24 protein-coding genes and 2 riboswitches are annotated in these 26,564 nt (G+C 35.8%); all 24 genes read right to left on the bottom strand.

From position 1 onward, the window contains the following. A partial coding sequence (gene gguB, locus PHD84_08270) for a sugar ABC transporter permease (GenBank protein MDD5637791.1) occupies positions 1 to 1,085 on the bottom strand: 1,085 nt, incomplete at its 3' end. 4 nt (positions 1,086 to 1,089) lie between these two features. Next, positions 1,090 to 1,875, bottom strand: coding sequence for an ATP-binding cassette domain-containing protein (locus tag PHD84_08265; GenBank protein ID MDD5637790.1), 786 nt, complete (start codon positions 1,873 to 1,875; stop codon positions 1,090 to 1,092). 229 nt (positions 1,876 to 2,104) lie between these two features. Next, a complete protein-coding gene (chvE, locus tag PHD84_08260; GenBank protein MDD5637789.1) occupies positions 2,105 to 3,169 on the bottom strand; it encodes a sugar ABC transporter substrate-binding protein in 1,065 nt (354 codons plus the stop codon). A 180-nt stretch (positions 3,170 to 3,349) separates the two neighbouring features. After that, positions 3,350 to 4,504: a Gfo/Idh/MocA family oxidoreductase gene (locus PHD84_08255; protein ID MDD5637788.1), complete on the bottom strand. Its 1,155-nt coding sequence runs from the start codon at positions 4,502 to 4,504 to the stop codon at positions 3,350 to 3,352. Positions 4,505 to 4,821: 317 nt separating this feature from the next. Then, positions 4,822 to 5,571, bottom strand: coding sequence for an ABC transporter ATP-binding protein (locus PHD84_08250; protein ID MDD5637787.1), 750 nt, complete (start codon positions 5,569 to 5,571; stop codon positions 4,822 to 4,824). Continuing rightward, entirely contained in the window at positions 5,565 to 6,356 is a 792-nt protein-coding gene (locus tag PHD84_08245; GenBank protein MDD5637786.1) for an ABC transporter ATP-binding protein, read from the bottom strand. The genes PHD84_08250 and PHD84_08245 overlap by 7 nt, the downstream gene beginning before the upstream one ends. Beyond that, positions 6,356 to 7,243: a branched-chain amino acid ABC transporter permease gene (locus tag PHD84_08240; GenBank protein MDD5637785.1), complete on the bottom strand. Its 888-nt coding sequence runs from the start codon at positions 7,241 to 7,243 to the stop codon at positions 6,356 to 6,358. The genes PHD84_08245 and PHD84_08240 overlap by 1 nt, the downstream gene beginning before the upstream one ends. Before the next feature lie 12 nt (positions 7,244 to 7,255). Continuing rightward, complete coding sequence (locus PHD84_08235) at positions 7,256 to 8,137, bottom strand: branched-chain amino acid ABC transporter permease (GenBank protein MDD5637784.1); 882 nt, start codon at positions 8,135 to 8,137, stop codon at positions 7,256 to 7,258. A gap of 97 nt (positions 8,138 to 8,234) precedes the next feature. Then, positions 8,235 to 9,395, bottom strand: coding sequence for an ABC transporter substrate-binding protein (locus PHD84_08230; protein ID MDD5637783.1), 1,161 nt, complete (start codon positions 9,393 to 9,395; stop codon positions 8,235 to 8,237). A gap of 987 nt (positions 9,396 to 10,382) precedes the next feature. Further along, complete coding sequence (locus PHD84_08225) at positions 10,383 to 11,276, bottom strand: sugar phosphate isomerase/epimerase (GenBank protein ID MDD5637782.1); 894 nt, start codon at positions 11,274 to 11,276, stop codon at positions 10,383 to 10,385. Positions 11,277 to 11,417: 141 nt separating this feature from the next. Continuing rightward, positions 11,418 to 12,350, bottom strand: a complete 933-nt coding sequence (locus PHD84_08220) for an AEC family transporter (protein MDD5637781.1) — start codon at positions 12,348 to 12,350, stop codon at positions 11,418 to 11,420. Between the two features lie 37 nt (positions 12,351 to 12,387). Continuing rightward, entirely contained in the window at positions 12,388 to 13,245 is an 858-nt protein-coding gene (locus tag PHD84_08215; GenBank protein ID MDD5637780.1) for a carbohydrate ABC transporter permease, read from the bottom strand. Next, positions 13,246 to 14,088 carry a sugar ABC transporter permease gene (locus PHD84_08210; protein MDD5637779.1) on the bottom strand — a complete coding sequence of 281 codons (843 nt, stop codon included), beginning with the start codon at positions 14,086 to 14,088 and terminating at the stop codon, positions 13,246 to 13,248. A 114-nt stretch (positions 14,089 to 14,202) separates the two neighbouring features. Next, on the bottom strand, positions 14,203 to 15,462 hold the full coding sequence (locus PHD84_08205; GenBank protein MDD5637778.1) for an extracellular solute-binding protein: 1,260 nt from the start codon (positions 15,460 to 15,462) through the stop codon (positions 14,203 to 14,205). A 101-nt stretch (positions 15,463 to 15,563) separates the two neighbouring features. Continuing rightward, a complete protein-coding gene (locus PHD84_08200) occupies positions 15,564 to 16,469 on the bottom strand; it encodes a sugar phosphate isomerase/epimerase (GenBank protein MDD5637777.1) in 906 nt (301 codons plus the stop codon). An 861-nt stretch (positions 16,470 to 17,330) separates the two neighbouring features. Next, a complete protein-coding gene (locus PHD84_08195) occupies positions 17,331 to 18,140 on the bottom strand; it encodes a hypothetical protein (GenBank protein ID MDD5637776.1) in 810 nt (269 codons plus the stop codon). Continuing rightward, positions 18,059 to 18,448 carry a C69 family dipeptidase gene (locus PHD84_08190; GenBank protein ID MDD5637775.1) on the bottom strand — a complete coding sequence of 130 codons (390 nt, stop codon included), beginning with the start codon at positions 18,446 to 18,448 and terminating at the stop codon, positions 18,059 to 18,061. Before PHD84_08190 ends, PHD84_08195 begins: the two co-directional genes overlap by 82 nt. Beyond that, positions 18,340 to 18,642 carry a hypothetical protein gene (locus PHD84_08185; protein ID MDD5637774.1) on the bottom strand — a complete coding sequence of 101 codons (303 nt, stop codon included), beginning with the start codon at positions 18,640 to 18,642 and terminating at the stop codon, positions 18,340 to 18,342. The genes PHD84_08190 and PHD84_08185 overlap by 109 nt, the downstream gene beginning before the upstream one ends. 264 nt (positions 18,643 to 18,906) lie before the next feature. Beyond that, positions 18,907 to 19,740 carry an Ig-like domain-containing protein gene (locus tag PHD84_08180; protein ID MDD5637773.1) on the bottom strand — a complete coding sequence of 278 codons (834 nt, stop codon included), beginning with the start codon at positions 19,738 to 19,740 and terminating at the stop codon, positions 18,907 to 18,909. Positions 19,741 to 20,069: 329 nt separating this feature from the next. After that, the gene (locus PHD84_08175; GenBank protein MDD5637772.1) at positions 20,070 to 21,206 is read right to left on the bottom strand and encodes a peptidoglycan DD-metalloendopeptidase family protein; all 1,137 of its coding nucleotides are present in this window, start codon (positions 21,204 to 21,206) and stop codon (positions 20,070 to 20,072) included. 226 nt (positions 21,207 to 21,432) lie between these two features. Next, positions 21,433 to 21,729: a hypothetical protein gene (locus PHD84_08170; GenBank protein ID MDD5637771.1), complete on the bottom strand. Its 297-nt coding sequence runs from the start codon at positions 21,727 to 21,729 to the stop codon at positions 21,433 to 21,435. A gap of 19 nt (positions 21,730 to 21,748) precedes the next feature. Further along, positions 21,749 to 22,051 (bottom strand): hypothetical protein, encoded by a 303-nt coding sequence (locus tag PHD84_08165; GenBank protein MDD5637770.1) that lies wholly within the window; start codon positions 22,049 to 22,051, stop codon positions 21,749 to 21,751. Between the two features lie 423 nt (positions 22,052 to 22,474). Continuing rightward, complete coding sequence (locus PHD84_08160) at positions 22,475 to 23,773, bottom strand: leucine-rich repeat protein (GenBank protein ID MDD5637769.1); 1,299 nt, start codon at positions 23,771 to 23,773, stop codon at positions 22,475 to 22,477. A gap of 85 nt (positions 23,774 to 23,858) precedes the next feature. Beyond that, positions 23,859 to 23,948: riboswitch (cyclic di-GMP riboswitch) on the bottom strand. A gap of 143 nt (positions 23,949 to 24,091) precedes the next feature. Then, positions 24,092 to 24,183, bottom strand: a riboswitch (cyclic di-GMP riboswitch). 446 nt (positions 24,184 to 24,629) lie between these two features. Next, positions 24,630 to 26,564, bottom strand: a 1,935-nt coding sequence (lon, locus tag PHD84_08155; GenBank protein ID MDD5637768.1) for an endopeptidase La, incomplete at its 5' end; no start/stop codon positions are given.

Here is a 26,564-nt window from a genome sequence, read left to right as displayed (position 1 = left end):
CCTACAATAGACCCGGTAACCTTTCCAATCCCACCGGAGGGCGAAGCACCTCCAACAAAAGCAGCTGCTATTGCATCCATCTCAAATAACATTCCTGCTGTTGTGGTTGCTGATTTAAAACGTGAAGCATATAGTATACCTGACAATGCGGCAAGTATACCCATTGAACAGAATACTATATATGTTATTCTCTTCACACTGATCCCGGTTAGCTGGGCAGCTTCAGGATTACCGCCAACTGCATAGATGTGCCGACCAAGATTAGTCCTAGTCATAATAAAATGATAGAACAAGACTACAACTATCATAATTACTGCAGTCCACGATAATCCTCTATAACCGGACAATATCCAGGCGATGATCCCTATTAAAGCTGACATAGCAATCAATTTTAAGATAAAAAAATGCATTGGAGAAACCTTAAACTTATGGTCCAGCATACTGTTACGTTTCTTTATGGCACTGCTAATATAAAATATAATTACCAGAATACCAAGTATAAGGGTCAGCTTATGTACTCCGGTCAAAATTCCAATATTTGGAATATTAAGAATATCAGGAATATAACCATTTCCAATGGCATTAAAAACATCATTGGTAATAACAATTGTGCCTCTATGCATAGTTACCAGCTGTAATGCCCCTCTGTAACCCAACCAGCCTGCCAGCGTTGCTACAAAAGCCGGGATTTTCATCTGCCCTACCAGAAAACCAGACAAAAAACCTGCCATAGCTCCTAAGATTATTATCAATGCTATACTGATGGAAGCAGGCAAGTGCCAAAATTCCATGGCAGTTGCTGCTACTGCACCTAAAAAACCTGAAAGATAACCAACCGATAAGTCAATGTGAGAAATGATGATTACTAATGTCATTCCTATTGCCAATACAGCTATATAACCTGTCTGGTTTATTAAATTACTTATGTTTCTTGAGGAAAGAAAAATACCTTTGGTAGTAATAGTAAAGATTATCATAATAACCAACAAGGCAATATACATGCCCCATTCACGAATATTTTCCTGAAATAACCTCTGTACATCCTTGATTAATGTGGTATCTCCCGATTTATTTGCCCCCTCCATTAGTCTATTTGCCTCCTTCTTTAGCAAAGTCATCACGTGCTCCGATAATATAAGCCACCACATGTTCTCTAAAACTGTCAATATCTCCTTTAACCGGGGTATCACACACTTTGCGTCCCTGACGTAAAACTATCATTCGATCACTAACCTGATAGATATCTTCCAGACGATGACTGATGATAATAATGGAATTTCCCTGGGCTTTAAGTTCTCTCACTAAATCCAGAACTTTTTGAATGGCGGCGACACTCAGTGCTGCTGTGGGTTCATCCATAATGGTTACTTTGGTATTAAAAGCTGTTGCCCTGGCAATAGCCACTGCTTGACGTTGACCACCGGAAAGACTTTCAACCTTTAAGCGAACAGAAGAAATATCAATTTTAAGCCTATCTAAAAGACGCTCTGTTTCTTTCTCCATATAATGCTCATCCAACACACCAATAGGACCTAATTGTAAATTGGTTTTTTCTCTCCCCATAAATACATTTGCCGCCACATCTAAATTATTGGCCAGCGCCAGGTCCTGGTAGACCATCTCAATGCCCTGCTGGTGTGCATCCTGAGAACTGGTCATATGTATTTTCTTGCCTTCTATAAAAATTTCCCCTTCATCGGGAATGTACGCCCCACTAAGAATCTTCATCAAAGTAGATTTACCAGCTGCGTTATCACCAACCAATCCCAATACCTCATTATGATATAATTCCAAATCTACTCCCTTTAATGCCTGCACACCACCAAAATTCTTTTTAATATTACGCATTTCTACAACAGGTACTTTTTCTGCCATAGATTCCCTCTCTTTGTATAAAAAATAGTATTATAATGAAATATAAAAACTATATACTATTTTATTTCAATATATTTGTATCTATAATCTCTAAAATCTATCTCACCAGACAAAATTTAAAAGGGAGCGAAGTGAATTATTTTATCAACTCGAAAAATTTTCACTTCGCTCACTCTACTACTTTGCAGTTAAACTATAATCCTGCTTCTTTCATAAATTTTAAATTTTTCTAGTCTAAGCCAGTAAACTCAGAAGCATCCCAGTAACCGGAATCTATTATAGCCCCTTTTACATTACTCTTATCTACTGCAATAACTTCTGAGGGCTTGGCAGGAACATCAATTCTTCCGTTATTATAGACGTGAGTAGTTTCCGGAACACCGCCTTCCAGGAAGGTAACAGCAGCATCACTGGCGTCTTTAACTAAAGTCCTGACATCTTTCAAAACTGTCATTGACTGTTTGCCATCAATTATGTACTGTACGGAAGGTATTTCAGCATCTTGACCAGAGATAATATAACTTGTTACATCCTTATCATCAGCGAATGCATCTGCAATAGCACGAGAGGTTCCATCGTTGGGTGCCAGTATAAATACATCTCCCTTATCTTCCTGACCAACAACAGTTAAATTTGCTTCAGCAAGGTTCTTTGCGGTCGTAAAGTCCCATTCAGTAGTGATTTGACCAATAATATCTCCCATTTCTGCACGAGTTAACTTGGCTTTACCCTGTAAATTAATTGCTTTGCTTGAGTTCTTAATTACAAAAGTTCCATCAGCAATCTTGGGCTGTAGAATATTCCAGGCACCTTCAAAGAAAAGGAAAGAATTATTATCGGTTGCAGCACCGGCATACAGGTAAAGCGGATTTCCGCTTCCGGCAACTTTGTCAACCAGATATTGTGCCTGAGCTTCTCCCACAGCAATACTGTCAAAGGTTACATAATAATCAACCGATTCGGTTTCCAGAATCAAGCGGTCATAAGAAATAACCTTTAAACCGGCTTCTCTTGCTTCATCTGCAGAGGCAGCAGCAGCAGTAGCGTCATGGGGACAAATAATAAGAATTTTTGCTCCTTTGGTAATCAATGCCTCAACATTTTCTTTTTCCCTTGCCGAAGAACCCTGACTGAAGAGAATCTCGGCAGTATAACCGGCAGTTTTAAGAGCCTCATTAAAACGCGCCTCATCCTGTATCCATCTGGGTTCATCCTTAGTAGGAAGAACAATACCGACTTCTACTGGCTGAGCCAAGGAATAACTCATTACTGTAGAAACAAATAATAGAATCATAATCCAAAAAATTGACTTTTTCATTTTTTTCTCTCCTTTTAAAATTATTATTTTTTAATGTTTTAATGTTTCACTATTAGTACTTTAATATATCACCGCCTTTCTTTCTTTATACATAAAATTTATGATAAATCACTCAATGTATATCCTAATTAATGATATATTTACCGACTTTTAATGTCAAATTTCTGTCCACTTCTCTTTTGATTTATTGCTCTTCAAAACTGCTTCTACAAAAGATATTCCCATGATACCTTCTTCTATGCCGGGAAAATCCCAATCATTCCTTCCATCTAAAACAAGAGGTTGATTATACTTTAATGAACGTATGGCTTTAAATACCGCAGAGTAGGTATGGGAGAAGGCACAAATAAATCCTTCTGGATGACCAGCAGGAAAATAGGAAGCTTCTTTTGCTTCTTCACATAAAGCTGAAATGCCTTTCTTGAATATAGTACTGGTGCCATCCAAATTCTTCATTTCCAGCACTTCAGGAAACTCCTGATCCCAGAACAGACTGGCCTTTTCTCCATACACTATTATCCTTAAGGCATTTCCCTCTCCAGTGGAAATCTGGGAAGCATGAAGAAGACCGCTTACTTTATCATTATATTTGATTAAGACATTCCCGTGATCCTCCAGGGGATTATTCGATATAGCCGACTCCAGATCAGCACAAACCTCTTCAGGTTTTAAGCCAGTTATATTATAAACAAGATTTAAGGCATGAATACCAATATCAATCATAGTACAGGATGGACCTGATATAGAGGGATCGATATGCCAGGTTTGAAATGCTTCCGGTTCATTTATGAGAGGAGAAAGCCATCCTTGATTATAACTAACCAGAACACTGATAATTTTACCTATTTTTCCAGATTTCACTAAATATCTGGCCTGTTTTATCATAGGATAGCCTGTGTAACCATGGGTAAGGGCAAATACTTTGCCAGTTTTTTCTTGCACCGCTTTGATTTCCAATGCTTCTGAAAGTGAAATAGCCATAGGTTTATCTGAGATAACATGAAACCCACCTTCCAGAAACGCCTTGCTCATATCGCCATGTAAAATATTGGGCGTGGCAATAATGACAAAATCAATTCTCTCTTCTGCAGGAAGCTGGCTCTCTTTTTTAATCATTTCCCAAAAATCAGTATAAATTCTTTTCCGGTCTATTCCCAGTTCAATGCCTCTCTGAATACACCTTTCTGCATTACTGGAAAATACTCCGGCTTTTATTTCTGCTTCTCCTTGCAAGGCAACTGCTACTCTGTGGGCAAAACCGATAAAGGAATGTTTCCCTCCTCCAATTAATCCTCCCCATAGTTTTTTCATTATTTATCCTCCTTCCTGAACTTTTTTTGCTGTTAACCTTTCCCCAATCTTATGGTTACTCAGCAATTTTAACCTTGATATTTTTTCATATCAACGCAGTTAGGATGGAAAAAATATAAATAATATGAAAGCTTGGCCTGAAACCAGTATAAATCCCAAAAGCGATAAACACTTATTGGCTATATACTACTATTTCAGCATAAAATGAGGGATTTTACTGTCTTGATTTATCAGATTTACTATAACTATAATAATACTTTTTAATTATAGATTCAATCTATATAACTCAATTTGCAAATCATAATCAAATATCTTAGTTATTCGCAGGATAAGGACTTCTTTTGTAAGGTACCCAGATAAGCTGCTTCGACATCAGGATTAGCTAATAAATCTTGGGAATCGCCCTGAAGAATAATCTCACCGGTCTGAAGGACATATCCTCTGTTGGAAAGTTTTAACGCCTGTCTGGCATTCTGTTCTACCAGAAAGATGGTAACTCCTTCAGAGTTGATTCTTTTCAGTTCTTTGAAAATACTTTTAATAATGATTGGCGCCAATCCCAGAGATGGTTCATCCAGCAGGAGGACCTTTGGTCTGGACATCAGGGACCGAGCAATGGCTAACATCTGCTGTTCTCCTCCCGAAAGGGTTCCAGCATATTGCTGTTGCCGCTCTTTCAATATGGGAAATAAAGAAAATACCCAGTTCAAATCTTGGTTAAGCTTATCTCGGTCACTTCTGGAAAAGGCTCCCATCATCAGGTTTTCATATACAGTAAGCGGGGCAAAGACCTGTCTTCCTTCAGGAGTAAGGGTTATACCCTGGTTTATTACCTGGTAACTTCTTCTGGCCAGAGGTTCATTTCTGAGCAAAATCTCACCACTTTCCCGGGGAACCATCCCCATAATGGTCTGCATGAGTGTTGATTTACCCGCTCCGTTTGAACCGATTACACTGACAATCTCTCCCTCTCCGATATAAAGAGAGATGCCCTTCAGTGCTTTGATGGCACCATAACTTACATGAAGGTCTTTTATTTCCAGGATAGGATTCTTAGTCATCACCATTCAACCTCCTCCTCACCCAGATATGCCTTTAGAACTTCGGGATGACTTTGAATTTCAAGGGGATTTCCTTCGGCAATTTTATTGCCAAAATTCATACAGATAATATGAGGGCAGATCTCCATAACCAAATCCATATGATGCTCAATAACCAGTATGGTAAATTTTAATTCCTTATGAATATCTATAATTAGAGCATTGAGGTCATTAACCTCTTCCGGATTCATCCCGGCAGCAGGTTCATCCAGAAATAAAAATTTTGGTTCCAGAGCTATAGCTCGGGCAATTTCCAGTCTGCGTTGCATTCCATAAGGAAGTGTTCTGGCTTTCTGAGCTGATCTCTCTACCAATCCCACTCTGGATAGAATATCTATACTTTTCGACTCAATTTCCCTTTCTTTCTTTTTCCAGTTGCCTAAATGTGTTATCGCCTCTCCAAAGGAGTAGCTATGATGTTGCTGCATGGCCACCATTACATTCTCCAGAGCAGTAGAATGGGGGAAAAGTCTTAGATTCTGGAAAGTTCTGGCTATTCTTCTACCAATAATTTCATAGGTTTTCAAAGAAGTAATATCCTCACCCTGATAATAAATACTTCCGTTATCCGGAGGATATACTCCAGTAATAAGGTTAAAAATAGTTGTTTTGCCAGAACCATTGGGACCGATAAGCCCGACTAAGGCTCCCTCCTGAATAGAAAAACTGACCTCCTTTACAGCAGGAACTCCTCCAAAATATTTAGTGAGATGATCCAATCTCAGGATAATACTATCAGATGTTTCTGTCATCATAGTTTCCTGCTCTCTTTGGCAAAATGATTGCCTATAAGTTTTCCTTTTATTGCCTTGAACATATTCGGTCCAAATTCATACTGTCCCATAATTCCTTCTGGTCTAATAACCATGATAATGACCAGAATTGCCCCATAGATTAACATCCGGTACTGGGATATGGGTCGGAAAAGTTCGGTGACCAGTGTAATTACTATTACTCCCAGCAGAGTTCCGGTCATGGACCCTAATCCACCAAAGACAACGACTGAAGTAAGTTCGGTAGATTTCATCATATCAAACATAATGGGCTGGATGAAAGATAGGAATCCAGCTAACAATGCTCCTGATATTCCACAGTAGAAGGCGGATAAAACCAGGCTCAAAATTCGGTACTTGGCCGTATTATAACCCAGCAGAGAGGCAGCGATATAGTCGTCACGACAAGCCTTAAATGCCCTTCCAAATCGGCCATTGATTAAATTAAACATAAAAAAAGCCATAATAAAAAAGAAACAAAAAGCTACAGCTAGTGTGGTATAAGGTGGTATTCCGGGAAATCCTCTGGCTCCCCGGGTAATAGTACCACCATTCTCTAAAATTAACCTGATTGCTTCACCCAGACCAATGGAAGCAATGGCATAATAATCTCCCACCAGTCTCAGGGTGGGAACACCAATGATATAAGCCAGCATGGCAGCCATAGTTCCTCCTGCCAATATGGCCATAATAAAATGAACATTATACCGGAAGGTAAGAATGGCTGCTGCATAGGCTCCTACAGCCATATACCCTGCATGTCCCAGACTAAAAATCCCGGTAAAGCCAGTAAGCAGAGAAACTCCCATTGCTGCGATAGCATTAATGCAGAGAAGAACAATAATACCTTCGGTATAAACAGACATCAATAAGCCTCCTTACACTTTCTCGCTGATGTTCTTCCCGAACAAGCCCTGAGGACGGACAAGCAGAGTAAGAACCAGAAAAAAAAACACGACCAGATCTCGTAACTGGCTGGAAATAAAACCAGAGGTGAGCATCTCTGCCAAGCCTAACAGTATACTGCCAACCACTGCCCCTGGGAGAGAACCCAATCCACCGATAACTGCTGCCACAAAAGCCTTAATGGTAATTGCTCCCAATTGAGGATAAAGAGTATATCTTACCGCCAGAAAAATTCCTCCCACTGCAGCCAATGTACCGGCAATAAAGAAGGTAATGGAAATAAGAAGGTTAACATTAACTCCCATCAAACCGGCTATTCTCAAATTATAAGCAGCAGCTCTGATGGCTAATCCCCATTTGGTTTTTACCAGTATCATCTGTAATATACCCAAAAAGACTCCAGCCGCTATCAGGGAAATCAGGTCAAAGGCACTTGTGGTAGCCATCCCGAAAAGATGAACCGGTTGAGTGGGTATAATAGCCGGTAAGGCACGGAATCTTCCGCCGATAGTAACCACAAATATATTTTCTATCACAATACTCATACCCATAGAAGCAATCAACAGATAAAGGGTATTGTTGGTATTTTCTCTGATTGGTTTATAAGCCATTCTCTCGGTCAAGATGGCGGCAGCACCTGCACCAAGCAGAGAGAGAAATCCAGCTATCAATATTCCGGTTCCTATGTTTTTAAGTGCAAAATAACAGATATACCCCCCAATAACAAGAAAACCGCCATGGGCAAAATTAGAAAACATGAGAATTGAATAGACCAGCGAGTAACCGACAGCAATAAGGGCATAGACCGATCCCAGAGATAAACCGTTAATGATCTGTTGTACTAGAATATCCAAGCACTTCACCTCTTTCTACCATAAAAACGGGCATGAACTATCCATTCATGCCCGCCCTGAATAATTCATCTTTAAAATATTAAGATAATAAGATTAACTACGGTTGCAGTTTTTTGTAAAACTGCCCTCTTCCATCCTTTGCAATCAACACAATTCCATCCTTATCCTTAGGATTATGGAATTCATCCATGGTAATGACGGCATGATGAAGCTGTAAATTCTCGGTAGCAGCAAGTGCATTGGCAATCTGAGTAGAATCTTCGGAACTGGCACGTCTAATAGCATCAACCATCAGATAGATACCATCATAAGCTAGGATTCCATTTACAAACTCCTTGCACTCATCGTTATATTTTTCCTTATAAGCAGTAAAGAAAGGTGCCATCGCAGGATCTTCCGGGGCAACATGGTTAATCCAGTAGGATTCTTCCATTGCCTCACCGGCAATTTCCCACATAAATTCAGCATAACCGTCTCCGCCGACAAATACGATATCATCCATGCCTAATTCACGCGCCTGCTTCATAATAAGAGCCATTTCCTTGCCCATATTGGGAAGCATGAGAACATCGGCTTTCTTATCCCGAATCTCGGTAAGCTGAGCACGAAAATCAACATCTGTTCCAGCACGGAAGGCTAAATCTGCTACAATATTACCGCCATATTCCTGGTAACTTTCCATGAAGAATTCGCGAAGTCCATGAGAATAATCACTTCCAATATCGTAAAGGATGGCAGCATTCATTTTGTTTAGTTCTTTAGCAGCAAAATAGGCTATCAGTTTTCCCTGATAAGGATCAGTAAAACATACCCGGAAAGAATAGGGATATACTTTCCCATTAGGATCAACTGTAACGTTTGGATTCGTTGATACGGTCCCCAGCTGAGGAACCTGGAGTCTATTAACGATAGGGGCTGTAGCAATATTTATACCGCTACCATTAGCACCTACTATAGCAACAACCTTGTCCTCTTCAATCATACGACGAACTGCATTTACGGCATCCTCTGCCCTGGTACGAAAATCATAAACTACCAACTCTATCTGCTTGCCAAGAACTCCACCTTGGGCGTTAATCTCATCTATAGCTAACAGAGCAGACTTTTCTTCTGTCTGCCCGTAAGCAGCCCAGTCCCCGGTAAGTGCTGCCAGATAACCAATTTTAACTGTTTCCGCAGCAAATACACCCGCTATACTAAAACCTAATATCAGAGAAATTAGAAGCACGGTAATGCCGGCTCTTTTTAAAAGATTCATTTTTTATCTCCTTTATTCTTGTCAATTTTAGTAAAATTTTTATTCAAACTTTTTATTTCAGCCAAAACCAGGCTACATAATAATCACCATCATAGTTAGTTACCTATTTTACCACCTATTAGATTATAAACACCTCCCTTCGTTTCAACACATGGTTTAGAAAGGCAAACATTGGTAAGGTATTTTTATATCTTTCAGTTAAAATTTTTTATCATTCAAAGTATATCATAACCTGAATAGATTAAAAAATAATTTTATCCACACTTTCCTTGACTCTGAATATAAGGAATAGCTGTAAAAAAGAAAAATACTAAAATCCATAATTCTGGTCCTGTATTCAATTTATAATTTAAAGTTTCAAGCAAAACTCTCCAGCATAATTTTAAAACAGGAATTAAGCTCTATATCATAAGATGTCGGTTCAGATATAAAAACGCATTTGTACTTTAAATCTTTGTTTCTTTTATACTCGGGAGTATTAAAACCTACCAACTATGATTTCTTCTCCCTTAAGACCGGAAAATAATTTATATGAAAAATTTAATAGCCTCATCTGTTTTGGTATGATAGGGTACGAAGTTAAGGAAGGGATTAATTATGTAAAAATTCCTGTTTCCTGTAGTTCATTGATTTAAACTTTAATAGAACGGTAGTGGGAGTGTTGCCTTTTTTCTTACCAATTGTTTACTTGCAGAAAACCTGTGCTATCATGAAATACATTTACTTATGGTAAGCATATGAAACGGATTTAAATCCATGCCAAGAGTAAAAACGGTATTGGTAATTTTTTATATATCTCTATGAAATGTTGTAATCTTACTAAGGTTTTTCTGGTAAGAATTAGCTCCCTTTATATCGGATAGACCTTTTGTAAAAGTCATCTGGGATATATTTAGTTAGGTTAAAGATCTTATTCAAACAGATATAAACTGCTCTCATGGCTCTCGGGGGTACTTGATTCTGGTGATCCTGTAATTTTCATTATTTTTATAAATCATATTTTTGTGCATATTCTTCTAATATTCTTTTCGATTTAAGAAAAGCATTTGTTAAATTTGGTACCTTCTCTAAATCTATTGCATAATAACTATTATATCCTATTGATTTTAGAGTGATAAAAATCTCATCCCAATCTACACTACCATTGCCAATTACATAATGATGATTATCCCTGCCATCATTATCTGCTACATGGACATATTTAATTTTTTCATTCAATTTTGCAATGGCAATAGGAAGAATCTCTTTCTGCGCATATTGATGGGCAATATCAAGGATTGCTCCTAGGTTGTCATCATCAACCGCATTGAAAATACGTAACAAAGCATCACTATTGCTAAGAACTTCACCTACTCTTGGCTCAATTAATAATTCTACTCCGTGATCTTTACATATTTGATTACATTTTTCTATATTTTTTGTATATTTTTCCCAGAATGCTTTCCATGTAAAATCAGGCAACAATTTAGCATAAATTTGTTTCCCAAAATCTAAATTTTCAATATAGGATTTTCCCTCCTTGATAATAACTGGTGGCATATAACTATCAATCCATACTCTTTCAGAACCCAAATAACTTGCAGTTTTAACTCCCATTTCAAAATATTTAATACCTTCCTTAAGCTCATCAGGATCAGTACTTAATGCCTGGCTAATTATAATTGCAAAGTTTACAACCTTTACATTGTTTCGTAAACATTCTTCCTTTAAAATTTGTCTATTATCATAAACAGCTTTTAAATTTTCATATCCTAATCCTTCTAGTTCTATATATTTAAATCCCATCTGTGCCATTTCGCCTATAGCTTTCTTCATGTTATTTATTTCTGGTGGAAAACCATATTTACCTATTGCATACATCCAGCAACAACTTATTTTCATAACATACTCTCTCCTTCTTAAAAATATTTCAATAATCATAATAATCTTAGAATAAAAGTAATCAAATGGACACAATTAATTAGAATCATATTATCTTTGATACAATTTACAATTTTGCAACTCCCCTGTGCCTATTATAACTTATAAAATAAAATACTTAAAAATAAAGGGTATTGTTACAATACTAAGTAGAGTTGTAAGAAAGGTAGCAGTTGTCGCTAATTCCAAATTACCTCCATATTTTTGAACTAAAACTGAGGCACTTGCCATAGTAGGCATAGCGGTTTCAACAATTATAACAGACTTAACTAATGGATTAATGTTTAAATATAATAATAAAATATAAGCTATGCAGGGGCAAATGATAAGCTTTATAAAAGAAACAGAAATTAGTTCATAATTCATAGTTTCTTTTTTTAATTGAACACCAGCAAGAGTATAACCCATGATTAACATTATAATGGGAATGGTTGCATCACCTAAAATATTAAGGGATTCAAATAATGTATTAGGTATTGGTATTTCAAATTTATTTATAATCAATCCTAATACAACTGACACAAAAGCAGGATTAAGTAATATTTTCACACTTTTTTCAAGACATAATTCTTTTCTTAAAACAATTATTGCAATAGAAAAAAAAGCAATCGTGATGCCAAAATCAAATAAAATTGCATAAATAAGAGCTTCTTTCCCAAAAAAGGAGAATATGATAGGAAAGCCTAAAAATCCACTATTAGGCATAGAACTTAAAACCATAAAGGTTCCAATTGTTTCCTTCTTTATAAAAATTAACTTCCCTAAATAGAAAGAAAATGCCATTATTATCAAAACAAGAGAAATACTTATTAGGGGAGCAAAGATTCCTTTAATCAAATCGTCCCATTTAACATCATTAGTGATAGAAACAAGAATTAGTGAAGGCAGTGTGATATATAAGACAATATCAGTAAATGAGGAACGGGCTTTTTCTTCTATGTATCCAAATCTTCGCGCTATGACACCAAACATTCCTAATGTAAAAAAAGTTAATATTTTTGAAATAACCTCATTTAGAGGTACTATATTTTCCATATGATTCTAATTTGGATTATCTTATTAATAGTTCGGGCTAACCTTTTATTGAACCTCTCAGAAGGCCTTCAACAAAGTACTTTCTTAAAAAGATAAATACTACGATAGCCGGTAAAAGAGAAAGCGTTAAAGCTGCGCTTAATGTACCATAAGCCCAGGATTTTGCTTCAACTTTCAAATTTGGTAAACCCACAGATAATGTTTGAGCAGAGGTTTTCATCATTAAGGTCCGAGCAAACATATACTCTTCCCAAACAGCAATAAAGGTGAAAATAGTTACAGCAGCTAATGATGTAATAACTAATGGGGTTAATACTTTATACCATATCTGAAAACTGTTAGCACCATCAATATAAGCTGCTTCTTCAAGCTCACATGGTAATTCTCTATAAGCAGACTCCATAATAATAATAGCGAGAGGTAAGTTTAATGCAGTATAGGGAAGGATTAAGCCTAAGTTAGTATCAAGTAGCTTGAAAATATCTTCCAATATATAAATAGGTACTAAGTAAATAATGAAGGGAATTGCAATAAATGCTAAGAGCATAGACTTAATCAATCCTTTACCAAAAAAATCCTTACGAGCAAGTGCAAAACCAGTGGCTGAACTTAAGGGTAATATCAATAAAATGGTACCAATGGTAACTTTTATAGTATTAAAGAAATATATTGGGAATTCAGGCAAATTTTTTATTATGAGTGAATAATTTGTAAAAACTATTTTTTTTGGCCAAATCGTTAAAGGAATACTATAAATTTCTTCCACACTTTTAAATGAAGTAAATATAATCCAGATAATAGGAGATAGAACAATCAAAGAAACAAAAATGCCTACTAAAATTACTATTTTATCTCCTGTTTTCATATTTTTAATGTTTTTCATTTTTATACTCATTCATTTCCTCTCAGGACTTAAAATAAAATTGAATGTTATTGAAATTATAAAGGCTAAGGCACCCACAAAAAGGGCAACTGTTTGTGCATAGCCCATATCAAAATATTCAAAAGCATTTTTCCATGCATACAAGTATAAAACTAAGGTAGAATTACCAGGCCCACCTTTTGTCATTACCACAACCTGGTCATATACTTTGATAGATTGAATTATGGTCCATATCCCGACTAATAAAAATGAGCTACGTAAATTAGGAATAATTATATAGATCAGTTTCTGTAAAGGATTGGCACCGTCTATTTCTGCAGATTCATAAATTTCCTTGGGAATAAATTTTAAGCCAGCTAAAAAAAGTATTACACAAAAGCCAAAATACTTCCAAAGGCCTACTGCTGCTAATGAATTTAGGGCTGTTTCCTTTTCAGCAAGCCAGAAGTGTGTTAATTGGGGCAATTTAAGTATATTAGCAATTATGTGGTTTACAATACCAAAATCTTCGGCCAATATCCAGGTAAACATTACGCCTGCTAATGATAAAGGAACAACAATTGGCAACAATATAGTTCCTTGAAAAAGACTTACTCCTTTTGTTTTTGAATTTAGTAATAAAGCTAATAAAAAAGATATTAATATCGTTAATGGGAAAAAAACTAATGTATATTTGAAGGTATTTTTTAAAGCAATTATAAAATATGAATCTGAAAAAAGACTTTTATAATTTTCAATCCCAGTAAATTCAGGTGTAATTGAGTAAACAAAATTATAATCAGTCAAACTCAAATAGATTGAATTTATCAAAGGATATAGAAGAAAAATTCCTATTATAATTAAAGATGGAATCATAAAAAGTAAGCTATTAGCGGCTGCCAAAAATATTTTTCTCATAATTATATACCTGTTATTTAAAATAGTGCAGTAACTATTAAAGCTACCGCACTATTTTAATAATTTTTATATCTATTTGATTAAATCGAGATTGGCACTTTTTTGACGAATATTGGCTAGTGTATCCTCTGGTGATTGTTCTAGCTTAAGCATATTTTGAATTTCTGTTGTCATAATATCAACTAAGCGGGCATGATCAACCATATGGGGTAAGCTTACACTATTCTCTAATATCCCATAAACAGTTTTCCAAACAAGTTGATCTTGGCGACCTTCAAGTGGACGTTTCAATCCTAGCAATTTTCCCCAATTATCCATCAAGTAGTGAGCAAACCAATCAGCGTTGAATTGTTCCAATACAAATGCTTTTGCTAATTCTACATTTTGTGCAGTTTTTGGAATCATTAAGCTCATACAATAACTTATAGTTCCATTTGTTAAGGCATCAGGTATAGGCATAATCTCTAATTTATCATGTCCCACAACTTTTCCAACTTCAACTACTCTTGCATGGTCTTCCCACATAATTGCTGCTAATCCGGACTTCATACTGTTTCTTGGACCACTATGATCAACCAATGAGCTTGTACTGATTAAACCCTCTTCTACTCCTTGTCGCCAGAAACTTAATAAATCTAAAGCTTCCTGGCTACTAAAATCGAGGTTATTATTTTCATCATATATTGTGCCTCTTAATGCTTGTACACCTGAAAAATAAGCTAAAATCATGTATTCTCTCGACCAGTTAACATCCATACCATAACGTATAGTTTTACCTGACGCATCTTTAATTGTTAGCTTTTTCAAATAATTATAAAAATCATCAAGAGTTCTAGGTGGAATAATATTCCCGTTTGCATCAGTTAAACCAGCTTCATCAGCAAAATCTTTCCTGGCAATTAATGTCATTATTTCTCCATCAGTGGGAATAGCATATACCTTGCCATCAATAGTACAATCACTTAAGAATCCTTCTAACCATTTTTCTTTAGCATACTCACCTTTTAAGACATCTTCAAAATCAACAAGTAATCCTTTAGCTTGAAATGCTACTGCTTCAGCAGGGGTAGCAACAATGGCAATATCGGCAACATAATTATTCCGACTCCAAGCCAACATTAAGGGAGCAACTTCAAAATCTCCAGTTTTTGACCATTCAAAAGTGACATCAGGATAATCTTTAATAAAATTTTCAGCTGCTTCATCTAAGGGATATTTATCAAAATACCAGGCTTCAGCAATGATTTTTAGTTCCTTTCCATATGAAAAAGAAGTTATAGTAATTCCTAATAACATAATAACAACTAAAACTATCATAAATCTTTTAAACATTTCTTATGAACCTCCATAAATAAATATTTTTTACAGTCTACTGAAATATCACTTATACTTTTATATTAGTAATAAGCATCACCGCTTTCTTCAATAAAAATTTATTCAAAACCAACTTGTTTAGCAAAATTATTTAATATGTCTTTGGCTTTGAGATATGCTTCATCTAAATTTTCATCTACCCTAGCAATATCCAGTCCAGCATAACCTTTATAATTAATTCTCTTTAATGCTTCAAATACCCCTATCCAGTCAATTGTGCCCTTACCGGGAACAAAATGATCATTTCTAGTTCCATCATTGTCTGATAAGTGTAAGTAAAATAAGCGATCATTGAATTTTAATATACTCAATGGTAATATCTCTTTCTGTGCATATTGATGACCAGTATCGAGAATTGCCCCTAAATTAGGTTCGTCTACAGCATCAATTAGACGAAGCATGGAGTCGGTATTACTAATTATCTCTCCAACCCTTGGCTCAATAATTAGCTTTAATCCAACCTTATTAGCTTTCTGTGCAGCCCATTTTATATTCTCCACCAATAATTCCCATTGTTTATCCCAATCAAACTCTGGTGTTAGACGATAATGCCATTGAGCGCCATAATTTGTAACATTGTTACTATCGTATTGTATCCCTTGAAGACATTTCATGAGCGGTGGGAAACTATCAAGTTGAATAAATTCAGTAGCGAGAGTGGTTGCAACTTCTAATCCCTTTTCAAACATATCACGTCCATATTGCCGTTTAGAATCATCAAATTCTCTTAACTCGGGAATAACAGGAACAAAATTTTTAATTTCTAAACCAATTTTATTAATATGTTCTTTTATCTTAAATCGATTATCATAAACCAGTTCAAGATTATCTCCTGATACACCTTCTAATTCTCCATATTGAAAACTAAGTTCTTTCATTTCAGTTAAAGCTTTAAAGGTATTTGCTAATGAAGGAGGAAATCCATATTTATCGATAGCATATAGCCAGGTACATAAAAATTTCACAATATTTTGCTTCCTTTCTTATTGAATATTTTTTCTTTAGTTTTTGGATAGTTATGAAGTATTGTTAAATTTAAATAGTTTTTATTTTATAGTATTATATGGTCTGAAAATCACCTCCTACTCGAATAATAAATACAATACCAGCCTTGCTCATATTATTAACAACTAACTCAATCTAATTAGAATTAGGGTTGTTTTTCTCAGTAACTTATAAAAAAATATATTAATATCTCTTGATAATTATAAGTATTTTTTACCTATCCAAATTATCTTAATATTTTAATAAATAGTTTTTTTATTGGAATAAACCAAGAAACAGTATTTAAGAAAAATGGTCATCAGTAATAGAAACAGGAATCTTGTTTTTATTGATCAAGAAAATACTTATTCATATTCATTATACACTAAATTTCCGTTTTCTCTTCTGAAATAAAAAGAAAATTAGTGATATTAAAACAATAATAATTATTTTTTCAATTTAGTAAAGCTCTAGCTCTAGTAGCTCTAGGTAGCTCTAGGGGTCAGGCTTCACAAGTTCACATGTTTTTCAATTTCTCTACTCGAATTTATGATAAAATCATTTTCTTGATATCTCCCGGCTAATACATTGCTTACCGCTGAAGTTCCGATCCCAAGTAAACTGGCTATTTCCTTATTGGGTAAATCTGTATATTTTTTTAGCGTAGTAATATATAGCTTTCTAATATCTGATCTTGTCTTGCTTTTTGCATTGCCTCTTATCTTCTCTATTTCTATTTTAGTGACTTCTGTAATGATCTTAATTAGGGTATCACTTGCTACTTTATTCCAGGTACCTGTCCCCTAACACACAATGCCTGAATCAATTCACCTTATTTAAACTTAAATCATTCCGTTTCTCTTATTATACTTATGCCAATAATTACGGTAAAACCAGTTGGTTTTATCCGGGGCAAGCCTTTTCAATCTTGAGCCCCACTCAACAACAATTGTTCTTGCTTGTTTAAAGTATTCATTAATTTCTCTCTGATTAACTGTCAAATTATTCTTTTCTAAACTGCTCATCATTTTTTCTTCAAAATCCCTGTAAAACGGATATATTTCCAATAATGCATTGCGAAAGTTACACAAGGCATCGCGATGAAATTTTTCGCTTTGCCACCAGAAAGAATTTTGATGGTAATATGCTCCGCTTTCCTGATAATCTTCCGGAATCCGAGTATCCTTTAAAAAAATTGGGAAGAAGGGGCTAAGGCATGGATTTGAAGCTCCTGTAGTAAAGTAGAAGTTATTTTCCTGACCAAGTTTAGCTACCATCGAGCATATAGTCTGAGTTCTACGGATTAGTGGATCTTTAGCATGTAAACATAAAGAGGCCTCACTTTTTTCAGGAGACCATTCACGGCTATCCATGCCCTTTCCATGATCTCTCAGAATACCAATGAAATCTTTTAGGATAAATTTTTTATCATTTTGAAAGAGCAGCACCCTGGAACGTTTCTCTCTTTCCATACCCTTAGCTGCCCAGGTCATAAATTTATCGGAATAACATTTCCTAAAATTGAAATCTTTTTCTCTTTTACAATAACCTTTGTCTATGGCATTCTTAATTAGCCCTTCTGAACATTCATCATAATCCTGCCGTAAAGAAATGACATTGGATATACTCCAGATACCTTTTTCTTTTTCCAAGCCCACCATTTTTTTACCGTTTCTAACACGTAGGCTTCTTTCTGGTCAGCAATAATAAAGCTATTCATGTATTGTAACTTGTATCGATAGCCACAATTTCCTCCCTGCCCGTATTCCTCTAATAATTGAATAATAATATTCAGGGCTTCCCTGGCAGAATGGCTTCTTTCAAGTCCTAACCGTACCAGGTCCATTCCGGTTAGACCGGTGTTGGCAGGTTTTTCTCTGGTAAAAATAGCCTCATTACCAATGGCAACCCCATACTCATTTGCTCCCTTCTCGGCGCCAAACATCCAGAAGGCTGGCAAAGAAATACCCGTGCAGTCTTTTTTACCTGAGGAATAGTCATATAAGTACATTTAACTTCTGCTCCAGCAGAATATTTTTCTGCAGGAATAATTCTAATATTCTGTGCTTCATCAGGTTCACGGTCACTATTTTTCCCAAACAACGTAAATCCTTCATCGGTAGTTGAGTCCAGAGCTACAATGGTATCACACATAAAACAAATCCTTTTCTTTTAGAGTTATTTAATAGGTAGAAACAGCCTAAAAGGCACTTTCTTATGAGTTCAGGTCTTGAAATATCATAAAAAAATTGATATTTCAAGACCTGAAGCCTGAACTCCATAGCATATCTAGGATCAGGCTTCACAAGTTCCTTGAAAAAGGCAGGTCATAGCACAGTATAGTAAAGAGCTATAAAGGATTCTCTAGCAGGAAGCGCTAGTCCCCTGCCTCCACTTAATTGTTAAATTGATAAATAGTTAAAAAGCTCGAATAGCCCGAACCCCAATGGGAAAATTCTTACTACTGATGCCTTGAAGACCATTATAGAAACCCTGTCTCCATGCATCGTTAGCATCGCTCTCCGACGAACTCCAGTAGTCGAAGTAATCAACAAAACCTCCAATTGCAACTCGGTTAATGTACAGTTTATCCAGTTCATCTTTCGAAGGTAAAAACCAGTCAGTATAAGTGATATCACCTACTGTTACCGAGTAATCATCGCAAACCTTTGCAGCGCTATTAGTATGCCCTGATTGCCCTATAATAGACGCAGTGTTTGCCAGTCCTGTTCCTATGGCAGTATCAGTGGTTCCTATTAATATATCCGTGATATTACTCCATGCACATTCTGCCATTTGATCAACTGTAGCGGCAATCAATCCGTGTTGTATATTCGGATCGTAACCTGGATCTCCCTCTACTAAGATATAGGCTACTATGCCACCGCCATAACTATCGCCTACTGCTAGTGGTACCAGGACTGTGACTACACATGTTGCAGTCAAGCCTCCATCTACTGTTGCTACTATAATAGTTGTTGTACCTTCTGTTAATGGTGTGACTACTCCACCTGCTACGGTTGCTACTACCTCATTACTGGAAGTCCAATTTACGTTTTGGTTGGTAGCATCTGCAGGTATTACAGTCGCTACTAAAGTTCTTGTTGCTCCGCCTGCTGTTAGGGTCATGGTTGCTTGATCTAAAGTTACTCCTGTTACTGCTACTGGCGATATTATGCTGCAACCGTTAAGCAAAAACAATCCCAGAATGAAAGGCAAGCAAAACAATAAAAACATTTTTTTCTTAAACATTTGTCTTCTCCTTATTATTAAATATATTTTAAAATATAATATTTTCTCTTATTCGGTCAGATATTCTGATCTTGCCTGTTTGCTGGTATCGATATTCCTTTCCAGAAAGTGATTTGACTGCCCTGATGGTTCAGATTATCTTATTATCAAGTTATTTGGGGTGCTATTTTCCAATATAGATACTATTCTTTTTTCCCGTTTTTTTTATTTTTATTTCCTTCTTATTTATGTTTATAATGGATCTTTATTTTCTAAGTCTCTAATTTTGTGAAATTGTGTGAACTTGTGAAGCCTGACCCCAATTTCTTTTGCAATTACTTTATTTCTTTTTATGGCAGATAATCAAGTGGATTAACTGGTCTACCGTTTTCTCTGATTTCAAAATGAAGGTGAGAACCGGTAGCATTACCGGTAGAACCTACTTTATAGATGACGTCCCCTTTCGTTACATTCTGTCCTTCTTTCACCAAGTTGCTTGTACTGTGGGCATAGACCGTAGAATAACCATCAGCATGATCAATAATAACAACATGACCATATCCGTTAATATATCCCGAAAAACTTACTTTTCCACTTTCAGCAGCTTTTATTAATGCTTCGTCAGGGGCATTTATATCGATTCCAGTATGATAGTCCCGTCTATTCCCCAGTGTTCTAACTCCAAATTGAGAAGTGATATGTCCATTTAAAGGCCAGATGAAAGAGTGAGAAGATTTTGAAGAACTTCTGGTATCAGGTATTACGAGTCTTTGCCCGACAACAAGTCTTCCGTTTTCAGAAATTTGATTAGCACTGGCAATAGACTGTACACTCACCTGATATTTTCGGGAAATTTGCCACAAAGTTTCTCCTTTCTGGACTAAGTGGATAACACTTTTTTTGGATTTTTCTGTTTGTGCTACCGAGGTGCCTGTTTTCTGTTCGGCTGCTTGTTCAGTGGGTTCAGTAGCAGGAATGTCTAATTTTTGACCAACATATGGTGGGGTAATATTCTGCAGAGATTCTTTTCCATTACCTTTCTTTGTTTCATTTTCTTCATTTCCTGTACTATTACCCGAAGGCCTTTTAATAATCTGGTTCATGAGTAGCCTTTCAGAATTTTCTAAATCATCCGTCTGTGAAAAATCCTTTAAAGAAATCTGGTAACTTTGAGTGATCGTCCATAAGTTTTCATCTGCTCTACCTGTGGAATTAACTTTTTTTACCAAACTACTAAATTCCTGTTTTAAACTAGTACTGGTCTCCTGATAATTTAATTTGTCTTTATTTGCTTGAGCAACTTCCTGTAATGATAACTGAAATTGGTGAGCAATGGTCCAGAGAGAATCACCTTCTTGCATTTGATGCTCTGAATATCCCTGGGCTAAAATGTTAGCTGTTATACCTACAAAAAATATAAAAACGAATAATACTAATATAATTGACCAGGATAAGGAGATGGAAACTTTATTTTTATTGTAATTCATTTGCCCAACACCTATTTACTTAAAATAATGTAATTCTTTGTAAATCAAGCAGGGAATTAACTAGGCTCTTTCTGCTTTTATCTGTCGATCTATAACGCAAGACGCCTATCCATATGGTAAAGCAAAATCTATTCAAATATTCTACTCAAATATTCTAAGATTTAAAGCATAATGTGAATTTGTGAACCCGACCACTTTGTCCTCCTGACCCCTTTTCCTTCCCTATCTATGGATGAGGAATAATTGAAAAAATCGTAATTTCTTTTTTGTTTGATCCATAATAAAAAAATATACGGTAGGCAGAAGGAGTATTATGCTGGACATATGCCTCAAATACTTTTTCACCGAAAGGGCCTTTAATAGAATATATAATATGTGTTTGCAATCCAGGATGCCTGGGGTTATCTCCTAAAAACTTTATGGCTTTCCCTACTGTTTGATAATCTTTATTATTACTTTGATTTATTTTTAATTTCCTTAAAACATTTACGGCAGTTGGTGTTATTTTTATTTTAAAGCTCATGATTCATTCAATAATTTATCTATAAATTCTCTATAGTTTCTGCTTTCCCCTCTTTTGCCTCCTGTAGTCCCTGTCTTATCTGCCCAATTAATTCAGGCTTTTCATAAATCCAGGCTTCTCTGCTGGGAATAGCAGTTAAAGGCCTTAAAAGGATATCTCCCTCTTGCCCAATAAAAACTTGAAATTGATTTACTTTATTTTGCCCGGATATTTTTTTAATAATCTTTTCCCCTATAGTAATCCTATTTTTAGAATCTATAAACCTTATATCAAAAGGCATGAATTTTTGACTATATTTCTCTATTACCTCTTTCTTGTTCATCTTTTTTACCTCGCAAGCATTTTTTAATATCATATCACTAAGTGGGAAATATCGCAAATGGGATAATGGGAAATATCCTTAATTTCTCTAGCTCTAAGATTAGCTCTATCTTTCTGTATTAACTCCAATAAAATTAATAATATTCTTTTCAATCTCAGGAGGTATTTTATATTCCACTCCTTTATACATTATCATCTTAATCTTAGCAGATATATTTTGTGAACTTGTGAAGCCTGACCCTTTTGTTTTCTTTTGTTTTTGCTTTTGTTTTTTTTTGTTTAATTTGGTACCCTTCTGTAATTTTTGTTAATAGAAAAAAGGGGGGCAGGTCCTTTTTTAGAACCTGTCCCTTTTTTCATTCTATTCACATCGCAATTTATTGTTATAGTAATTTGGGAATATTTTTAAACATTCCTTTTGAGATTATGGCTGCTTAACCCATCCACCGGCTGTATATGTGTAGGTTCCTGCTAGTTTGCCACCGTCATCGTATACATCTTTAAATCCAGGATTTGCTCCCATTGTATCGGAATCGCTATCAATAGTTACATCATCTCCTATGGTAATCTGGGTAATTTTATTCAGCGGACCAACAAATGCCTTATTACCAATGCTCGTCACACCGTTGCCAATGTCAACCCAGGTAAGATTGTTATAGGCGAATGCCCATTGGTCAATAGATGTCACAGTATCTGGAATGGTGATCGAAGGAAGCTGGTTAAAGGAAAATCCTCCATAAGGAATGCTCGTCAAACCACTTCCGATAGTGAGTGATTGAAGTTTGATGCTGTTGAATGCCTCTGAACCTATGTATGTCACACTATCTGGTATAGTAACCGAGTGGAGCAGGTTGGCCATGAATGCAGCGGAACCAATCCTGGTCACACCCTCGGGGATTAAGATACTGGTAAGACTCTTCATATAAAATGCCTGGCTGTCAATAGCTACCACTGTAGTTCCCCCAATCGTGGGCGGAATAGACACATCTCCTCCAGAACAGATATACTCTTCTATTGTTCCGGTTAAGGGCTCAAAATCAAAACACGAGTCTGGTGTAAATTCAGAGAAGGTTGCAGTCACTGCTTTATTTCCATTAATAGTAATCGGCTCGGTAGCATTGCTGCTTACCAGGTCTCCAGTCCAGCCGTCAAACTGCAAGCCGCTATCAGCAATGGCTTCCAGGTCAAGAACTGTACCTTCGTCTACTGTCACAGGCACTGTGTAGAGAACATTGTCAACTTTTACACTCCCGTTACCAACGGTATTAACAGTCAGGGTGTACTGGGCAACAGGTGGATCTCCACCACCATCTCCCGGACAGTATTCGGAGATAATAAGACTGGTATTCTTCTTAATATCTCCAACATACGTTACATATGCTTCTAGAGTTTCTAGATCAAAGTAAGGTGTAGTGAAATGATATACCCCTCCTTTGGTAACCTCTACTGGAGAATATGTCCCTGAACCGGAACCCCCAAGAACAAGCTCTGCAGAAGTTACATTCTTTGCCTGGTTCAAGACCCAGTGGATGTAACCTTCTTCACCGCACTCTAAGGACAGGGAATTTATCCCCTTCCCTGTCCAAATGATAGTATTACCATTTCTGGCTATTTTGGAAGGGGAGTTATCCTGAGGCAGGGTGATATTGGCAATATCACTGCAGGCAGTAAAGGTCATAGCTAAGACCAGAAAAGATAAAATTAAAACAAGTATCTTTTTCATAATATGATTTCCTTTTCTTTAAAATATAATAATATAGAACAAACACATTATTTATCCATACATTTAATACATTTAATATTGAAAAGTTGGGAGTCTGGCAGTCATGTCTACTTAAGGTAGATACAGATCCATAACTTTGCGGCCTATCCTTTCGGATAGTGTGCTCTTTTCAGCCTTTTTGGATGGCTGGCAACATCTCCTTTACTTTTATATGAATAGAAAAAATAGAAAACAATCTATGGTTGTATTATGATACTCTTAAAAATGACTTCTAATGTAATATTTAAAGAAAATAAAAAAGATGATTCGGGGCAAAAAGCAGGTAGTCCGGCAGTCCCATTGAGGGAAATCATGAGGCGGGATCCGTAACTTTGCGTCCCATCGTTTCCGATGGTTAACCTTTCTCAGCTTATAGCTTTTTTATTCGATAAAGATACCTCCTTACCATAAAAATTGTATTTTGAAAACTATTTATTTTTTGCTTCTATTTTCTGGTAATTGTATAATATTTAAAAACAATAAGCAATAAAAATATTAAATAATTAAAAAAATATTTTAAACAATTCTCTTTGATAATTAAGAATATTACAGAATTGAGATCTACTTTATTCCACTTTTATTCTATAATCTTTCTGCTTTCAGGTAAGACCTCCAGAGGATATCAAAAGATGTAATTGTAAATGATAAAGATTTGACTCCCTTTTTATTTATGAAATATTAAATATATGAAGACCTGTTCCAATTTTCAATTTTTATCATTATTAAAATAAGGGGATGTTAACTGGCCTGTTATTTATACAGGGCAAATCAACATCCCCTTTGCTTTTACTTTTCTTTTAATTAATTATCTTATACTTTATACTTTTACAAATTCCTTGTCTTTCTTTATCACACTTTTATCTGGTATATAAAAGTGAAATTCGTTAACCCTTGGCAATTTAATACCCAGGGTCTCCTGCATCAATTCCTCTATGGTTTCGATAAAAATAAATTGAATATCTTTCTTTATCTCCTCCGGGACATCGCAAAGATCTTTTTTATTTTCCAAAGGAAGGAGTATTTTTTTAATACCGGAACGATGTGCCGCTATTACCTTTTCTTTTATTCCCCCCACCGGAAGAATTGTGCCTCTTAAGGATATTTCTCCGGTCATTGCAATTTTTGCATCTACCGGAATTCCGGTAAACAGAGAAGCTATTGATGTAAACAGGGTCACACCGGCAGATGGACCATCTTTAGGTATAGAGCCCTGTGGTATATGAATATGAAGGTCATGTTTATCAAAATGATTATCCTCCAAACTCAAAAACAATCTCGATCTGATTAAGCTCTGAGAAATTTTAGCTGACTCTTTCATAACATCACCTAATTGCCCTGTAAGGGTTAGCTCTCCCTTTCCTGGCATAAAAGCACTTTCAATAAATAAAATATCCCCACCAACAGGTGTCCATGCTAATCCGGTAACTACCCCTGGCGGGTTTGATTTCTTAACTTTATCATATCTGGATATCTCGGGTCCTAATATGTCAAACAACATTTCTTCTTTTACTATATAAGGAATTTTTACCTCATCAACTATAATCTTTTCTGTTGCGTGTCTGGCTATAGCTGATAATTGTTTTTTCAGTCCTCTCACTCCCGCTTCCCGGGTATATTTATCTATAATCGCCTTTATGGTATCATCTTCTATTTTTAATTGTTCAGGCGTCAGACCATGATTTTCCAAAACCTCATCCATCAGATGTCTTTTTGCTATATGGAATTTCTCAGTCGTTGTATAGCTGTGAATCTGAATTATTTCCATTCTGTCTCTAAGTGGTTCGGGAATATCCCTTAAGGAATTGGCTGTTCCAATGAAAAATACATCAGATAAGTCATATGGTACTTCCAGGTAATGGTCTGAAAATGAATTATTTTGTTCAGGATCCAGTACCTCCAGTAATGCGCTGGCCGGATCTCCCATATTGGAAGCTAATAGCTTATCTACCTCATCTAATATAAACACAGGATTATTGGTTCGGGCTTTTTTGATTCCCTGTATAATTCTGCCAGGAAGTGCACCAACATAAGTTCTCCTATGTCCTCTAATTTCGGCTTCATCCCTTACGCCTCCAAGGCTTATTCTCACATATTCTCTCTGAAGCACTTTGGCTATACTTTTCCCCAAACTGGTTTTTCCCGTTCCCGGAGGCCCTACCAGAAGCAGGATTGAACCCTGCTGGTTATTCTTAAGCTTCATCACAGTTAGATGTTGAATAATTCTCTCTTTTACCTTATCCAGACCATAGTGGTCTTTTTCTAAAATATTTTTAGCTTCTTTAATGTCTACTTCCTTTATGCAGCTTTTCCCCCAGGGGAGTGCTATCAGTAAATCCAAATAATTTCTGATTACATTTGCCTCCACATTATTTGGTCCTTGATTTTCCAATTTCTCATTTTCTTCCAGAGCAATTTCTTTTACATCTTCAGGCATCTTAGATTCATTGATTAAGGTCAGGTAATCCTTCTTTTTAGTTCCAGACTGCTTTCCTTCATTTAATTCTTCCTGTATTGCTTTTAACTGTTCTCGCAGCATTTTTTCTCTATATTGCTTATTCACTTCACCGGTCAACTTTGCATTTATCTCCATTTGAAATTTAATATTTTCTTTTTGCTTAATAAGAAAATCTAAAAACATTAAACATTTTTTTCTTCTGGATCTAATTTCAAATAATTCTTGTTTTTCAGAAGGGGATATGTTGATAAACTGCATTAAATAGCTAATCATTTTTTCTAAATCATTTATACTATT

The sequence above is a fragment of the Atribacterota bacterium genome (genome assembly GCA_028717805.1).
Lineage (GTDB): Bacteria > Atribacterota > Phoenicimicrobiia > Phoenicimicrobiales > Stramentimicrobiaceae > Stramentimicrobium.
Note: the sequence above shows the minus strand (reverse complement) of the source record. Positions and strands in the feature narration are given on the sequence as shown.

Bases quoted from the DNA above. Each gene is read 5' to 3' on its own strand.
- PHD84_08265 (MDD5637790.1), bottom strand. From the start codon at position 1,875: ATGGCAGAAAAAGTACCTGTTGTAGAAATGCGTAATATTAAAAAGAAT.
- chvE (MDD5637789.1), bottom strand. From the start codon at position 3,169: ATGATTCTATTATTTGTTTCTACAGTAATGAGTTATTCCTTGGCTCAG.
- PHD84_08255 (MDD5637788.1), bottom strand. From the start codon at position 4,504: ATGAAAAAACTATGGGGAGGATTAATTGGAGGAGGGAAACATTCCTTT.
- PHD84_08250 (MDD5637787.1), bottom strand. From the start codon at position 5,571: ATGGTGATGACTAAGAATCCTATCCTGGAAATAAAAGACCTTCATGTA.
- PHD84_08245 (MDD5637786.1), bottom strand. From the start codon at position 6,356: ATGACAGAAACATCTGATAGTATTATCCTGAGATTGGATCATCTCACT.
- PHD84_08240 (MDD5637785.1), bottom strand. From the start codon at position 7,243: ATGTCTGTTTATACCGAAGGTATTATTGTTCTTCTCTGCATTAATGCT.
- PHD84_08230 (MDD5637783.1), bottom strand. From the start codon at position 9,395: ATGAATCTTTTAAAAAGAGCCGGCATTACCGTGCTTCTAATTTCTCTG.
- PHD84_08225 (MDD5637782.1), bottom strand. From the start codon at position 11,276: ATGAAAATAAGTTGTTGCTGGATGTATGCAATAGGTAAATATGGTTTT.
- PHD84_08220 (MDD5637781.1), bottom strand. From the start codon at position 12,350: ATGGAAAATATAGTACCTCTAAATGAGGTTATTTCAAAAATATTAACT.
- PHD84_08215 (MDD5637780.1), bottom strand. From the start codon at position 13,245: ATGAGTATAAAAATGAAAAACATTAAAAATATGAAAACAGGAGATAAA.
- PHD84_08210 (MDD5637779.1), bottom strand. From the start codon at position 14,088: ATGATTCCATCTTTAATTATAATAGGAATTTTTCTTCTATATCCTTTG.
- PHD84_08205 (MDD5637778.1), bottom strand. From the start codon at position 15,462: ATGTTTAAAAGATTTATGATAGTTTTAGTTGTTATTATGTTATTAGGA.
- PHD84_08185 (MDD5637774.1), bottom strand. From the start codon at position 18,642: ATGTGTGATACCATTGTAGCTCTGGACTCAACTACCGATGAAGGATTT.
- PHD84_08180 (MDD5637773.1), bottom strand. From the start codon at position 19,740: ATGTTTAAGAAAAAAATGTTTTTATTGTTTTGCTTGCCTTTCATTCTG.
- PHD84_08175 (MDD5637772.1), bottom strand. From the start codon at position 21,206: ATGAATTACAATAAAAATAAAGTTTCCATCTCCTTATCCTGGTCAATT.
- PHD84_08170 (MDD5637771.1), bottom strand. From the start codon at position 21,729: ATGAGCTTTAAAATAAAAATAACACCAACTGCCGTAAATGTTTTAAGG.
- PHD84_08165 (MDD5637770.1), bottom strand. From the start codon at position 22,051: ATGAACAAGAAAGAGGTAATAGAGAAATATAGTCAAAAATTCATGCCT.
- PHD84_08160 (MDD5637769.1), bottom strand. From the start codon at position 23,773: ATGAAAAAGATACTTGTTTTAATTTTATCTTTTCTGGTCTTAGCTATG.